The following is a 15,268-nucleotide window of genomic DNA, read 5'->3' as shown; positions in this document are numbered from 1 at the left end:
TTCAGATATCCCGAATGGTGCTGATAAGGTCACCGACATGTTCCGGTGGCGTCGCAGGCACCACCCCATGGCCGAGGTTGAAGACATGCGGACGTCCCTTCATCGCGTCACGGATGGCACGGGCCTCCGCCCGCATGCCCTCGCCGCCCGCCAGTACCCGCAGGGGGTCAAGATTTCCCTGCAGGGTCAGGGTCGAAGGCAGCTGCGCCGCGATCGCCTTCATGTCCGCCCCGGTATCGAGCGCCATTGCATTGACGCCCGTCTGCCGGCCGTATTCCACCGCCATGATCCCGGCAAGCCGTGGGAAGCCTATGATCGGAACGCCGGGATGGCGTTCGTTGATGATGCGCACGATCCGCTGGGCCGGGGCGATGACATGGCGGCGGAACTGCGATGGCGGCAGCAGCCCGGCCCAGCTGTCGAACAGCATCACGGCCTCGGCCCCCGCCACGATCTGGTCGCACAGCATGTCGGCCGTGGCGGTGGTCAGGGTATCGATCAGGCAGTCGAAGAATTCCGGATCGGAATAGGCCAGTCCACGCGTGACGTCGAATTCCCGCGATCCGTGCCCCTCGACCATGTAGCAGGCGACGGTGAACGGCGCGCCCGCAAATCCGATCAGCGTGACCTGTCCCGGCCGTGCCACCCCGATCGGTTCGGGGCCGTCAACGATGCCGCGCAGACGACGCAACGTTTCCATGACCGGTCGGGTTGCCCCTTTCACCCGGCCCACGTCCAGACGTTCCAGATCCCGCAGGCTGCGCACCGGCTCCAGCACCGGACCGCGCCCGTGGATGAATTCCAGCGACTGTCCCATTGCCCAGGGCAGGATCAGGATGTCGGAAAACAGGATGGCCCCGTCCATGCCGAAACGGCGGATCGGCTGCAGGGTGATTTCGGTCGCCATGTCCGGCGTCATGCAGCGCGTGATGAAATCCGCCTTTTCCCGCAATGCCCGGAATTCGGGCAGGAAACGTCCGGCCTGCCGCATCAGCCATACCGGGGGGGGCCAGATCGCTTCTCCCGCAAGAGCACGCAGAAGGGGTTTGCCTGTTTCCGTCATCGGTCCGTCGTTCAGTTTCATTGCAGCGGGACTATCTCGTACTTTTTGCCGACCGAACAGCACGGATCCGCTTTCGCCGTCTTTCCCACGGTTCCGGAGGTCTCATTCCTAATCAATAAAAGAAAAGAGAAAGAAATTCTTGAGGTGGCTTATAGGGGGTGTGAGTGATGGGGTACCCATGTTTCCGAAAATGTACCCCGTTTTTCCCACAGTGTGTACAGTCCGGAGGGTCCCGGTTTTCAGCCATCAGGGAAAGTTGCTAAGAATTTTCCGACAGGGGGCTGTGTACAACTCAGGTTGCAGGGGGGGGGGCGGCTTATCCACGGTACTCGGTACGATGCAGAATCATGCGAAGTACCATCCCCATGTACCACAGTACTCCCGGAGTACTCCCGTCGCCGAATTTCATGTTTAACTTTGACAGTACGGAGCGCCAGATGTCCGACGACTCGAATTTAGTACTAAAAAACGTTTCATTACAGACCGAGTCGCCACGGATAGTACTCGCCAGCCAGTCTTCCGCCCGTCGTATGCTGCTGGAATCGGCGGGGCTGGTCATTTCCTGCCGGCCGGCCGCGATCGACGAGGGGATCATCAAGCAGCGCTGCCGGGCATCGGGACGTGATGCCGATGCCACCGCCATGGAACTGGCATGGGCAAAGGCGGCACGAATCGTGGACGAAGACGCGATCGTCATCGGCGCGGACCAGATCCTGTCATGCGATGGGGAATGGTTTGACAAGCCTGCCGATATCACTGCCGCGCGTGCGCAGCTGACGCGCCTGCGCGGGCGCGGGCACGTGCTGCATACGGCGGTGGCGGTGATGCGCGACGGCAGGCGTCTGTGGCATCACCTTGCGCGCCCACGCCTGTGGATGCGTGAGTTCAGCGATGATTTCCTTGACCGTTACCTCCGCCTCGAAGGCGCTGGCGTCCTGTCTTCGGTCGGGGCCTACCGGCTGGAGGGGCCGGGGTTGCATCTTTTCGACCGCATGGAGGGGGACCATGACGCCATCCTTGGCCTGCCGCGCATGGCATTGCTGGAATTCCTGCGCCAGCAGGGGGTCGTAAGGACATGAAATAGGGGGTTGCCAAGCCTGGGGCTACTCGCTATACCCCGGCAGACAAACGGGTCGAGCCCATACGACCCGGTCAGAAGTGTGGGGCCATAGCTCAGTTGGGAGAGCGCCTGAATGGCATTCAGGAGGTCGTGAGTTCGATTCTCATTGGCTCCACCATCCTTATCTTCCCTATAAGGTCGTTTCGATTTTACTTGCCTGTATTTAGGGGCAGGGTGTGTCTGGCTGGCCATTTTTACCCTGTCTGGGCGGATCCGGCTTTTTCATGACGTCGGAAGACAATGACAGCCTGCTCCCCCTAAGGGAAAGGCTGTCCCGCATGGGTTACCTGTAAAGTTCGGCCGACGCTTCGATCGCCTCATCAATCGCGTCATAGAAGGTCAGGCGCCCATTCTGGAGCACCGCGCCTTTGTCGCAATATTCGCGCAGCATGTTGGGATCGTGCGACACCATGACCAGGGTTCCGTATTCGCGTCGTTCCAGCAATGCCTCGCGACACTGCAGACGGAAGGACTGGTCACCCACCGCCGTGACTTCATCGATGAGGTAGCAGTCAAAGCGAACGGCAAGCGATACGGCAAAGGCGAGACGCGCCAGCATGCCGGATGAATATGTCTTGACCGGCGCATCGAAATAATGCCCCAGCCGGGCAAAGCTGTTTACGTAATCAAGGATGTCATTGATCGGGCGACGATAGATGCGCGCGATGAACCGCGCATTGTCCGCCCCTGTCAGGCTGCCCTGAAACGCGCCGGCAAATCCCAGTGGCCAGGAAATGGACATGGTGCGTGTGATGCGGCCGCTGGTTGGATATTCGATCCCGGCGATCATGCGGGTCAGGGTGGATTTACCCGCGCCGTTGACCCCGATGATGCCAATCGACTCGCCCCTTTCTATGACAAAGGACTGGTGATCCAGCACGCATTTGTTTACGCCGCGCGCGTGATAGATCTTGGTGACGTTTTCAAATTCGATCATGGGCTTGTATTCGGGACCTCAGGAAAGGGCCTGACAGGAAAGACGGGATCAGGAACCGGACATATCCATATCATCTTTCATGGTCGCACGCACCATCGGCCGCCAGCGTGTCATGCAGGAGCAGATCGTGCAACTGCGCCGGCGTCAGGCTTTGTGGGGGGGCAGGCCGGGTAACCGTCCTGCCGGGACCGAAGGGAACCATGACATAGGGGGTGCCCCGGGCGGCGGCAGGCACCACCATGCCGGCGATGGACGGGCGGTGATCGCCAAAGAAAAGCAGGAGTCCCGTCCGGCCCGTGGTGGACAATGTCTCCATCAGCATGTCCAGCATCCGGTCGCTGTTACGCAGATGCCCGAAATAATGCGCCAGTGCCGATTTTGGTCCATCCGGTCCCCGGGCGGGCCATGGACCGTGATTTTCCATGCTCACCGCATAGATGAAACCGAGGCCTGCCTGCGCCTTTACCAGTTGCCCGATCTGCTGCGCCAGCGCGACATCCTCCACATATGGCATGTCGGGACGGGCAGTGTGGGTAAAGCTTTCCTCTCCGATGATGTGGCTGAACCCGCATGCGGGCATCAGTTGCGCCCGTCCGTAAAATCGCAGGTCGTGGGGATGGACGAACGTACATTCATATCCGGCCCGTCCCATGATGGCGGGCAGGGAAAGCGTGGTTTCCTTTCGTGCCGTCAGGAAAGGGTCATAGGCGCGGAAGCCCAGTGCATTTTCATCCACGCCGAACAGCACCCCGTATTCCGTGCGCATCGTATAGGCGCCAAAGCCACTGACATCGAGCGTTCCCCATCGTGATGCCATGCGACGCGCCCGTGCCAGGGCAGGCAGTTCCGGCAGGGGAATGGGGGATGGGTGATCCGTGCTGAACAGGTCGGTGGGACAGGCAAAGGACTCACACTGTATGACAATGACGGTGTCGTATGCCGGATGCCCGGTCACGGCCGGAGCCTCCGCAATTGGGGTCTGCGCCGTTTCATGCCGCCAGCGGCGCCAGTAAAGAAACAGCGAGCCAGGCAGGCCAAGGCGGCCGATATCGTATGGCATGTCTGGTCGCGGCGCCCACCGGGCCGCGGGGATGAGGCGCAGCGCCAGGACGCAGGCGATCAGGCACCCTGTCCCCATCAGGTGTGGCAGCGGCGAAAGGGTGCTGCACATCACCAGCAGCAGGGGCAGCGCGATCAGGCCGCCCACCACTGCGATGCGCCCTGCGGGAGGAATGGAAAAGAGATAGAATTTGGGATGCTGAAGGAAACCGCGCGCGGCAACTACATCGCAGAACAGCATGGGTTCCCCCAGGATCGACAGCTTGATGTTCGATCCGATCACCAGACAGGTGTTCACCGCCGTTGTCAGCGCCGCCGCCAGCACCGGCGCGCCACACAGGGCCAGCCACATTCCGTATTGCGTCCCCGTCAGCAGCCCATCGAGAAGGCAGCGTCGCGGCGATGGCAGGGCACGGCACGACGGTCGCGCCATGCTTTCCACGAAAAAGCCCGCTATGACGGTTACGCCGAGGATAAGAAGGGGAAACCACAATTGCATGGAACAGGACTGCATTCTATCCGGATGGCGTAAGGCGGAGGGCGCGCATACCCTTCTTGCCGATGATGTATGGAAGGGCAAGGGCAGGCATCAGCCAATCGGAAGTCTGGCGCCGGGGGCTGGAACCCGTGACCGGGTCGTGGCTTTATCATTGCAGGGGGAAACGAAGTGGCGCGGCATGAGGCTGTTTGCGAAAACACGGTAATGGATGACGCGTTCCTGCTTCGTGCGCCACCCCTGCGTCGAAAGATGCCGGTGCTGGCATCACGTGGCAGGGGCGAAGAAGACGATGAAGGGGTGGCCCGGATGCTGCGTCTTCGGCTGGGTGGGGAATTCTGGGCCCCTGTCGCGCGCCATGCCCGTCCCGTCATCGTCACGGCCTCCGTGGCTGAACAGCGCAGGCATGGACAGGCGGGGATTGCAGCACTTTTCGAACATGTCCTCCGGCATGTCCGCCGCAGCGAGGTCATGCTGGTCGTGCGCGACCCGTATGGGGCGGCCGCGCGCGTGGCCCGCCTGCGGGGGGTGGCGATGACGCATGGGCCGGTTGACCCGCATGCCCTGCTCGATCATGCGCGGGAGGTCCATGCCCTTGGCCTGTGCGACCTTGTCCGGCTGGCGGCCCTGCGCGGGATCCGTGCGCTGGCGTACCAGGTGGCATACCGGGGCGGCGATGTCGCGGGACGTCGCGTATCGTATGAGGAATGTGCCCGGGACCTGACGGTGCGGACCTGTTACAGGGATCCCTTTGATCAGGGCATCGTGCCGTTGGGACGGATTGTCGATATCCTGTCCCTGTGGCGCGACAGGATCCGGGCGAACCGCGAAATCGGCGTCTGTGTGGGCATGGCGCTGTGGAAACGTGAACGGATCGGCGATTTCCTGGCGCACGCGCCGGGGCATCCGGCGTTCATGCGGCATGCGAAAGCGGCCCTGAAGGTGGCGCGGCGACGTCATGGCGCCATTGCCGGATGGGCCACGCGCCTGCCTGAAGGACTGGTGGAGGAGGCCGCGGACAGGGGCGTTCCGCTATGGCGGGTGGAGGATGGCTTCGTCCGTTCCGTCGGGCTGGGAAGCGATCTGTGCGTGCCCTGTTCCATCTTCGTGGACCGGCGCGGCATCTATTACGATCCTTCCGGCCCCAGCGATCTGGAACATATCCTTGCCACGGCAGAGTTTGACGCAGCGCTGAAGGCACGCGCGCGGCGCCTGATCCGTCGCCTGATCGACGAAGGCGTCTCCAAATACGGCCAGGCGGAGGGAGGTTCGTCCGTCCCGGCGTGGAATGCGGCGGGACGGCGTGTGATCCTTGTGCCCGGACAGGTGGCCGATGACCTGTCGGTACGGGCCGGCGGCGGGGAAATCCAGGGCAACCTTGAACTGCTCCGCGCCGTGCGGGACCATAATCCGGACGCTTTTGTCGTTTATCGACCCCATCCGGATGTTGATGCGGGCCACAGGGCGGGCCACCTGCGGGAGGAGGAGGTCATGAGATATGCCGATTTCATCAGTCGCGGCGGAGCCATAACCAGCCTGATGACGCAGGTTGACGAGATTCACACCCTGACGTCGCTGGCAGGGTTTGAGGGGCTGTTGCGCGGCTGTCGTGTCGTGACGTACGGGGTTCCGTTCTATGCCGGATGGGGCCTGACGACCGACCTGGGAAAGGTACCGTGCGTACGGCGTAACCGTTCCCTGTCCATAGAGGCTCTTGTTGCGGGTACCCTATTGCTTTATCCCCTTTACCTCGACCCCGTTACGCGCCTGCCTTGTGAGGTGGAAACGCTGTTGGCCCGGTTCCGGGAGAGACATATCTGGCGACCACGCATGTTGACCCGGTTGCGTCAATTACAGGGAAAGCTGACCCACCTGTGCGGAAGAAGAAATAATAATGAATAATGTTTCTGAAAGAAGCGTTGTGGGCGAACGCAGATTTCTTTTTCTGCAGGGATTGATGGGGCCATTTTTCCGCGAGCTTGGCAAAGCTTTCCGCAAGACCGGCTATGGCGTCTACAAGATCAATTTCAATGGTGGTGACCGCCTGTTCTGGGGTCTGCCCAATGGTATTGACTTTACAGGCACGGATGAAGAATGGCCTGATTTTTTTCAAAATGTAATAAAACGTTATCGTATTACCGATGTAATTCTGTTCGGGGACTGCCGTCCCCTGCATCGGGTCGCCATTGCGGCATGCGCCAGGATGCATATTCCCGTGCATGTGTTCGAGGAAGGTTACATCCGCCCTGACTGGGTCACGCTTGAACTCGGCGGTGTCAATGGCCATTCAGCTCTGCCCCGCGATCCCGAGTGGTATCGCAAGGAAGCGGCCCTGCTGCCGCCGATGCCGCCGCATCATCCCGTCCCCTCGTCCTTCCGCCGCCGCGCGCTGGAGGCCGTGGCCTACAATTCCGCCGACCTGCTGAGCCGCTGGCATTACCGCCACTGGTGTGATTACCGCCCGTGGCATCCGCTCAAGGAAGGGGTGGGCTGGCTCAAGCGTCTGCGCCGGCGCAAGGCCGCGACCGAGGAAGCCATGCAGATCGTGCAGCGGGTCGAGACGCAGCATATCCCCTACATGCTCTTCCCGCTCCAGCTTGATGCCGATGCACAGGTGCGGCTGCATTCGCCCTTTTCGGGGATGGAGCCGGCATTGCGCAAGGTCATCCATTCCTTTGCCACGAATGCCCCGAAGGATCTGGTCCTGCTGGTCAAGGAGCATCCGCTTGACAATGGCGTGCGGGACTGGCGTGAACTGACGCGCCAGATCGCGCAGGCGGAAAATGTCGCGGATCGGGTCTATTTCCTTGAAGCGGGCGATATCGCGGTCATCGTGCGCACGGCGCAGGGGGTGGTCACCATCAACAGCACGACAGGCACGCTGGCGCTGTCCTCGGGCGTTCCGGTCATCACGCTGGGTGAGGCGGTATATGACATTCCCGATATCACGGACCAGAACGGCCTTGATAATTTCTGGTCCCATCCGACACCTCCGGACACAGCGACCTTCAACGCATTCTACCGGGTGCTGGTGAACCGCTGCCTGATTGCGGGCGGTTTCTTCTCCCCCGAAGGGTTGTCCAGCCTGGTCGAGGGCGTGATCCAGCGCGTCTCGCAGGTGTTGCCCGCGCATAACCGCATGGCCCGCGTTCCTGACATGGTTGCTTCCGCCCCTGCCCTGTCGGAAGTGGTGCGGGTGTCGCGCAACGTGGTCGTGTCTGATGGTGTGCGCTGACATTCATCATGCCGCGCTGTCCTTATATCTATCTGGATATTTCCCGTCTGATTGCCCGGGCCGGATCTGTCGTGCCGACCGGGATCGATCGGATCGAATTCGAATATGCCGACTATCTTTTGCGCCATGACGCGCGGCGGGTCACGTTCGTTGCGATTTCACCGCTGGGCGTCATTGTGCCGCTGCCGTTTGACCAGGCCGAAAGCTTCATAAGGCTGACGGAAAAGGTATGGCAGGGAAAACATCATCTGTGTCGTGACGTGCGCGGCGCAGCGCGGCGGATGGTGCAAAAGGCGATGTTAGGGCGGTCTTTCCGTCCGGCAGCGGCAGCAGGGCATGACAGGGCGGTCTATCTGCTGTTGTCGCACCATCACCTGAATCGCGCGGGCAGTATCGAGCGGTTCCTGCGGCGGCAGGGGGCGTGTCTTGTGCCGATGGTGCATGACCTCATCCCCATCGAATATCCTGAATACGCGCGCCCGCGCGAACCTGCCCGGCACGAGGCCCGGATGAATACGGTCCTTGCGCTGGCGCGGGGCGTGATCGTCCCCTCGCAGGCCGTGGCGGGATCGCTGGCGCGGTATGCGCGTCACAGGCGCAATGGATTGCCGGTCCGCGTCGTGCCGCATGGCGTGGTGGAGGGAGCAGCCTCCATTCCCGTCGGGAATCCGCATCCCTATTTCGTCTGTCTGGGGACGATCGAGCCACGAAAGAACCATCTTCTGCTGCTTAACCTGTGGCGCGCGATGGTGGAATGCAATGGCGCGAACAATGTTCCCCACCTTGTTTTGGTGGGGCGCCGGGGGTGGGAAAATGAGAATATCCTGGACATGATCGAACGCTGTCCCGCCCTGCAGGGTGTTGTAAGGGAATGCAATGGGCAGTCCGATCCCGAGGTGGCGGCGCTTCTGCTGGGCGCGCGTGGGTTGCTGTTTCCCTCATTTGTCGAAGGATACGGCCTGCCCCTGTCGGAAGCCCTGAAACTCGATGTCCCGGCCGTCTGCAGTGACATCCCTGTTTTCCATGAGATCGCGGGCCAGGCGGCGACCTATGTCGATCCTCTTGACGGCATGGGATGGCGCAGGGCGATCGAAGACCTGATGACAGGCAGCATAGAGGACCATCGTCCGGGCAGGAAGCTTGCCACGGCGAAGCTCTTTTCCTGGCCCCGGCAGGTGCGCGAAGGCCTTTCGTTCATCGAGGACCTGTGCGGTTCCGGCGAATTGCACGAGAGGTGCCCGTGAAGATCGGAATGCGACATGATATCAGGGGAATGGCCTGCCGTGTGCTTGACCGGGCAGAATTAATTGAACAGGATATTGAAACTTTGGCTCGAAAAAACCGTCTGTATGCAACACCGGATTGTCAGGATTTCAGGAGCATGGAAAATTTGACATCATAACGACACGTTATACCCAGACCTGACGTGTGAAAATTTATGCATCCGGAACGATTACAAATACTGAATGTAATATATCATGCGATGGTAGATTTTCCGATACATATTTATTGTAGAACCATAAGAACAAATTAGGGGGTTTGTAATGTCCATGCTCAAGAAATCTTCAACAGTTTCAGAAAATCTTCCTGATAATACAAACCCTGTCATACCTGTTATCTTATCTGGTGGCTCCGGAAGCCGCCTGTGGCCGGTTTCGCGCAAAAGCTTTCCCAAACAGTTCTGGCCCCTGCTGTCGCAGCAGACGCTGCTTCAGGAAACGGCGCTGCGCGGTGTCTCGTGCACGGTTGGCGCGCCGATCGTCGTGTGCAACCAGGAACATCGCTTCATCATTGCCGAGCAGCTGCGCGAGGTCGGAATTACCGACGCCCGTATCGTCCTGGAACCGATGGGACGCAACTCGGCGCCGGCGATTGCCGCCGCCGCCCTGCTGGTCGCGGAAACCGATCCCAATGCCGTTCTGTGGATCATGGCCGCCGACGCCGCCATCAGCAAGCCGGAGAACCTCAAGGACGTTCTGGGGCGTGGCGTGCAGGCCGCGCGTGAAGGGCATATTGTCACTTTTGGCATGACCCCGACGCGGCCAGATACCGGATACGGCTATATCCGTCTCGGGCCGCAACTTGCGGGCATAGGGGGCGTCTATCAGGTTTCGTCCTTCATAGAGAAGCCTGATGCCGCCCGTGCCGAGGAAATGCTTGGGACCCGGGAATATCTGTGGAATTCCGGCATGTTCCTGTTCCGTGCCGGCACAATCATCGAGGAACTGGAGCAGTATGCTCCGGATGTGCTTGCGGCCGTGCGCCAGTCCGTCAAGGAACAGACAAGGGATGCGGACTTTATCCGCCTCAACCCGACATATTTTTCTGAATCCCCCGACATATCGATCGATTATGCGGTTGCGGAGCGAACGCAGCATGCCGCCGTCGTACCTGCCGATCTGGGCTGGTCTGATGTTGGCAGCTGGGATGCGCTGTGGGAACTGAGTGAAAAGGACGAGGATGGCAATGTCACCAGTGGCGATGTCTTCCTATCCCACAGCCGCAACTGTTATGTGCGATCGGACGGCATTGTCGCCGCGGTCAGCGGCGTGGACGACCTGATTGTCGTCGTGACGCAGGATGCGGTGCTGGTGTCACACCGTGATCATGCACAGGACGTGAAGCAGGTCGTGTCCCGGCTGGAGGCGGCGGGCCGTCCCGAAGCGAGGACCCATAACCGCAACTATCGTCCGTGGGGCTTTTACGAGGGCCTGACCAAGGGGGATCGTTTCCAGGTGAAGCGGATCGTGGTTGACCCGGGTCGCAAGCTGTCGCTCCAGAAGCATTTCCACCGGGCGGAACACTGGGTGGTGGTGGAAGGCACGGCCATCGTCACGCGTGACAATGAAGAGCATATGGTTCGTGAAAACGAAAGCATCTACCTGCCGCTGGGCTCTGTCCATCGTCTCCTGAATCCCGGACGCATTCCCCTGACCCTGATCGAGGTGCAGTCGGGCCCCTATCTGGGGGAAGATGACATCGTGCGCATTGAAGACGATTATGCCCGGGTCTGAATGATATCTGTGCAAGCCTGCCGGGTCCCCGGCGGGTGAAACGGGATGGTGGGGGTGTTTTGGGGACTTGGCGTCCTGCACCCTCCGATGGCGTGCCATAATTTGGTCTCAAACCGCCATCATAAAGCATGTTGTCTGCAACATGCTGGCGTGGTGCATATCTCTTCTTTCTTATGTATTGGATATGCATCCGCGTAACATAAGTCCCATCGGGAGCTTATGTTATCAGTTATTCTGATATGTTTTCTGTGAAAACCGCAGGCCTCTGTCGTTTCTGCAACGGACGGACCATGACTATGTGTGATGTGGTTCATGTATGGTTCTGTCCAGTTACTCAGGTTTGTGTAACGTTTCATAACATGAAAATCGCTGGAAATCGGGGTGTCTGTGCGAGGATGTCGGGGCGGATCGCTTCCGTCTCGACAAGGAGGGAGAGGTGGGGTAAGGGAAGCTCCTGCTTATTTGTTCATTGTCCTAACATGACGACAGGACCCATTTATGGAGACCGGCAGGAAATGCCCAGTAGGTACTTGGCTTGCGGGTGTCCAGCTGCTGGTGGATCAGCAAAGATATGACACAGGTTAAAAAGAGGTATTCTGAAGTCGAACTTATTAAAAACGGTTTCAATACTCAGTGGCATGTCATAGGAGCTCTCATTATCCGGGAGTTGCATACGCGTTTCGGGCGTGACAACATAGGTTTCCTATGGGTTATGATGGAGCCCTCACTGCTCACGATCGGCGTTACAGTGCTTCATTTTTCCCAAGGACCTTTTGTGCACGTCGGTATGCCAACAGGATCTTTTATTACGTCGGGATATACATTTTTTTGTCTATACCGTTCTGTGGTTAGTCGTGCCGGTGGTGCCATAGAGGCCAATCGTACATTACTCTATCATCGAATAGTCACGATTTTTGATATCCTCTTTTCCCGTGCCATACTGGAAGCTGCCTCCACCATCCTTGCGGTGATTTTCCTCTCGCTCTTGATGCAGTCGATATCATATGGCTTTTTGCCGCAGCGTCCGTTGCTGATGATCTGGGGACTAGTACTATTGTTATGGTTTTCGTTTGGGCTGTCCATGATTCTTGCAGCCTACAGTGAAAAGTCCACTGTGGTTGAACGACTTGCGCATCCAGCAATGTATCTAAGCTTGCCGATCAGCGGGGCATTCACATTGCAACAGACAATGCCGGATCCTTTCAGATGGTATTTCTCATGTTTTCCAACGACAGAGATGTTCGAATTCATCCGCGAAGGGCAGTTTAGCTCCTACACGAGCGATTATACCTATCCTGCCTATGCAATTGGCTGGTGTCTGGTATTGACCTATATCGGACTGATAAGCATCAGGAAAGTCCGCAAGGATGTCCATTTAGGCTGAAATGGCCACATCCAGATCGATATGCTATATGGCCGTGCCATTCCAGGATAAGAGGTAGTATGATCAACGCTGAGACGCCAGATACGCATTCTGGCATGACGGCATTCTTGCGGCGGCATGCACCTGTTCTTATTGTCGTGGTTCTGCCTACATTTCTGGCTCTTGTATATTACACGCTGATTGCAAGTGGACAGTATGAGTCTGAGGCTGCGTTCGTGGTTAAGGATAGCCGTCCTTCTACCAGGGCAAGTGGCGCAGGCGCCGCGATGATGATGGGTGGAGGCAGTCCCATAGCTTCTGGCGGAGCGGGCCTTGCGGAAAATTTCGCTGTCAATACATATCTCAAATCGCACGATGCTGTGGATTCCCTGCAGCAGCGCCTGAATCTGGTGGCGATGTTCCGCCATCCGGACATAGATATCCTCTCACGACTGTTCTATGAGCACCCGACGCCTGAACGCTTGCTATGGTACTATCTGAATCATATTGACGTCGTGTTTCATGAAGACACGGGTGTCACCACTCTGGACGTGCGCGCTTTCCGTCCGGAGGAGGCTAAGCGTATCGCAGACGAACTGCTGAAGCTTGGTGAAGAGCGTATAAATGCATTCAACAGGCTGGTAGCGGAAAACACCATCAAGGCCGCAGATGAGGAAGTTACTATTGCGGAAAACCGGGTTAAGGACGTCCAGCATCGAATGACGGCGTTCCGTCAGAGGTCGGGTGATGTTGATCCTTCGAAATCCAGTGTCGTCGGAATCAGTTTGATTGGTCAGCTTGAAACAGAACTGGCGCAATCGGATACTCAGCTTGCCCAGATGCTGCGCAACCTCAATGCTTCAAGTCCTCAGGTCCTGACGCTCAAGCAGCGTATCAAGGCTCTTGACGAGGAGATCGAGGCCCAGCGTCGCCTGACCCAGAAGACAAAAGGTGTATACGCCAATATCGCGGATTATGACGAATTGATGCTGGACCGTGAATTTGCCCAGCAAGCCTATATGACATCGGCGTCGGAACTGGAAAATGCGCGCGCGATAGCCCGTCAGCAGCAGGTGTATGTCGTACGCGTGGTAGAGCCAAATCTGCCAGGAATGATAACTTATCCCCATGTTTTCCGTATGATTTTGGCTGTGTTCATTGGCTCGGGCCTGACTTTCATGATCGGGCGGCTGCTTATTACCGGGATGCGTGAACATGCGATCTAGGGTATGGGGAAACGCACTCTTCACACAAAAAGTTCTTTCCAGATGGAAAAAGACAGTGGTCGCAGGATTTCTGCCAATGGTTCTCTTGGCTGGGTGCGATACACTTCCTGACAGCGGGCCTACGGAATCCGGCGTCAAAAGCGCACAGTCCAATCCTAGGAAAAATACCATCGGCTATGGGATCGTGCAGGTCAGCCCGGACCTGATCACGCTGCTCAACAGCCAAGCACCGCCCCTGTTTTCCAATATCGAGCAGTCGCCCGCCATGGCGCATTATAACAGTGATCGCGCCGGTCCGGGGGACATGCTCGATATCGACGTGTATGAAATGGGCAACAGCCTGTATCTGCCGTCCTCCAGCACCAGTCCGGCCTCCGGTATCGCCAGAAGAAGCACGTTCTCGTCCATCCTCGTGAATGGGGATGGCACGATCGATATGCCGTATGCCGGGCATCTTCAGGTGAACGGACTGACATCGGATGAAATCGCGGACAGGATACGCGCCGCTCTGAAAGGGAAGTCCCAGTCGCCACAGGTGATGGTGCTGATTTCCAAGAATCTGACGAATTCCATCATCGTGTATGGCGACGTCGCCAAGCCCGGTCGCCTTCCGCTGACGCTGCATCAGGAACGCCTGGTGGATGTCGTGGCACTGGTGGGGGGAGGACTGCATCAGCCGGAAGACACGACGGTCCAGCTGACGCGGCATAACCAGATCGCCGAAGGTTCGCTGAAGCTGATCGAGGATAATCCCGAACAGAATATCCTGATGGAAGCGGGCGACCGGCTTCAGCTGATTTTCGAACCCCGGACATTCACCGTGTTTGGCGCGGCCGGAAAGCCGACGGAAACGCCGTTCACGAAATCCAGCGTCACCCTGGCGGAAGCGCTGGCAAAGGTGGGTGGTCCACAGGACGCCCGTGCCGATCCGAATGCGGTGTTTGTCTTCCGCTATGAAAGTTCCGAGATCGCCGAGCGTCTGGGCCTGCCTGTGGATCCGCAGAAGCCGCTTACCCCCATCATCTACCAGATTGACATGATGAACCCGGCAAGCTTCTTCCTTGCCCAGCATTTCATCATGAAAAACAAAGATACGATTTACATCGCGAACGCAAAAATCAACAAGCTGTCCAAGATGTTCAACCTGATCAACACGCTGATCTCACCGGGTATGTCGGCCGGCAGAAGCATGCAGTGATCCGGTCGGAAGGGGGCATTGATGCAGGACATGTGTCAGGCATGAATGCCCTTTTTTCGACAATCTAGTCCCCTACCCCTTTATCAGGTCAGGGCCTGTTCACCGGGTCATTCCCGTCAGGGATGATCCGGTGTCTGGTCATGGCAGGATGGCAGTCCTCGACGGATTACGAAGAGAAAAGATTTGTGACCGTGTATTACCAGAACCACGATGGTCGATGAGGGTTGAATCAGGGAAACCATAGGGTTCCGTTATTGTCTGCCATTCCTGGCAGGCCGGTGCGCGGGGGAAATGTCGTCGTAGATGTGAATGATTATTTAACAGTATGATTTTGTTTTAAAAAACTTGAATTTTGCAGATTGAAGCAGCTTCCAGACCTGCCATATTGGCGCGGGGAAGATATCGGGTGACGGTCATGCCTCAAGGCGGCAGGGATACATGTGATACGAAGGCTGCTTCAGGAAACGGCGGATGGAACATATTACCGGCCATGGGTACGAATAATCTTGATCCTGTCCCATGTGCCTCGTATCTCAGGCGATCAGACATATATAATG

Annotated in this window: 11 protein-coding genes and 1 tRNA gene; 9 read left to right on the top strand and 3 right to left on the bottom strand. The window is 58.2% G+C overall.

The window, feature by feature from the left end; all coding sequences use genetic code 11:
* Nucleotide 1 precedes the first annotated feature (1 nt).
* Entirely contained in the window at nucleotides 2–1,063 is a 1,062-nt protein-coding gene (gene hemE, locus NJLHNGOC_RS12140) for a uroporphyrinogen decarboxylase (RefSeq protein WP_113596598.1), read from the bottom strand.
* 437 nt (nucleotides 1,064–1,500) lie between these two features.
* On the opposite strand from hemE, the gene NJLHNGOC_RS12135 reads away from it, so the two are divergent.
* Both NJLHNGOC_RS12135 and NJLHNGOC_RS12130 read left to right on the top strand, forming a co-directional pair.
* The gene (locus tag NJLHNGOC_RS12135; protein ID WP_113596597.1) at nucleotides 1,501–2,142 is read left to right on the top strand and encodes a Maf family protein; all 642 of its coding nucleotides are present in this window, start codon (nucleotides 1,501–1,503) and stop codon (nucleotides 2,140–2,142) included.
* 83 nt (nucleotides 2,143–2,225) lie between these two features.
* Nucleotides 2,226–2,301 (top strand) — tRNA-Ala (locus NJLHNGOC_RS12130).
* A gap of 165 nt (nucleotides 2,302–2,466) precedes the next feature.
* Here the strand turns inward: NJLHNGOC_RS12130 and NJLHNGOC_RS12125 are convergent.
* Nucleotides 2,467–3,120: an ABC transporter ATP-binding protein gene (locus NJLHNGOC_RS12125; RefSeq protein WP_113596596.1), complete on the bottom strand. Its 654-nt coding sequence runs from the start codon at nucleotides 3,118–3,120 to the stop codon at nucleotides 2,467–2,469.
* Nucleotides 3,121–3,190: 70 nt separating this feature from the next.
* On the bottom strand, nucleotides 3,191–4,678 hold the full coding sequence (locus NJLHNGOC_RS12120) for an LTA synthase family protein (protein ID WP_113596595.1): 1,488 nt from the start codon (nucleotides 4,676–4,678) through the stop codon (nucleotides 3,191–3,193).
* Nucleotides 4,679–4,882: 204 nt separating this feature from the next.
* On the opposite strand from NJLHNGOC_RS12120, the gene NJLHNGOC_RS12110 reads away from it, so the two are divergent.
* The 7 genes from NJLHNGOC_RS12110 to NJLHNGOC_RS12080 all read left to right on the top strand — a co-directional run bounded on the left by NJLHNGOC_RS12110 (nucleotide 4,883) and on the right by NJLHNGOC_RS12080 (nucleotide 14,711).
* The gene (locus NJLHNGOC_RS12110; RefSeq protein ID WP_113596593.1) at nucleotides 4,883–6,577 is read left to right on the top strand and encodes a capsular polysaccharide export protein, LipB/KpsS family; all 1,695 of its coding nucleotides are present in this window, start codon (nucleotides 4,883–4,885) and stop codon (nucleotides 6,575–6,577) included.
* Nucleotides 6,570–7,910, top strand: a complete 1,341-nt coding sequence (locus NJLHNGOC_RS12105; RefSeq protein ID WP_113596592.1) for a capsule biosynthesis protein — start codon at nucleotides 6,570–6,572, stop codon at nucleotides 7,908–7,910. The genes NJLHNGOC_RS12110 and NJLHNGOC_RS12105 overlap by 8 nt, the downstream gene beginning before the upstream one ends.
* Nucleotides 7,911–7,918: 8 nt before the next feature.
* Nucleotides 7,919–9,154 carry a glycosyltransferase family 4 protein gene (locus NJLHNGOC_RS12100; RefSeq protein ID WP_113596591.1) on the top strand — a complete coding sequence of 412 codons (1,236 nt, stop codon included), beginning with the start codon at nucleotides 7,919–7,921 and terminating at the stop codon, nucleotides 9,152–9,154.
* 300 nt (nucleotides 9,155–9,454) lie between these two features.
* Nucleotides 9,455–10,924, top strand: coding sequence for a mannose-1-phosphate guanylyltransferase/mannose-6-phosphate isomerase (locus NJLHNGOC_RS12095; protein ID WP_113596590.1), 1,470 nt, complete (start codon nucleotides 9,455–9,457; stop codon nucleotides 10,922–10,924).
* A gap of 571 nt (nucleotides 10,925–11,495) precedes the next feature.
* Nucleotides 11,496–12,308, top strand: coding sequence for an ABC transporter permease (locus NJLHNGOC_RS12090; protein ID WP_133258744.1), 813 nt, complete (start codon nucleotides 11,496–11,498; stop codon nucleotides 12,306–12,308).
* Between the two features lie 59 nt (nucleotides 12,309–12,367).
* Nucleotides 12,368–13,513, top strand: coding sequence for a hypothetical protein (locus tag NJLHNGOC_RS12085; protein WP_113596588.1), 1,146 nt, complete (start codon nucleotides 12,368–12,370; stop codon nucleotides 13,511–13,513).
* Nucleotides 13,514–13,589: 76 nt separating this feature from the next.
* Entirely contained in the window at nucleotides 13,590–14,711 is a 1,122-nt protein-coding gene (locus NJLHNGOC_RS12080; protein WP_239021512.1) for a polysaccharide biosynthesis/export family protein, read from the top strand.
* Nucleotides 14,712–15,268: the final 557 nt, after the last annotated feature.

The sequence above is a fragment of the Novacetimonas cocois genome (assembly GCF_003311635.1).
Lineage (GTDB): Bacteria > Pseudomonadota > Alphaproteobacteria > Acetobacterales > Acetobacteraceae > Novacetimonas > Novacetimonas cocois.
This window is presented reverse-complemented; position numbering and strand designations above follow the sequence as displayed.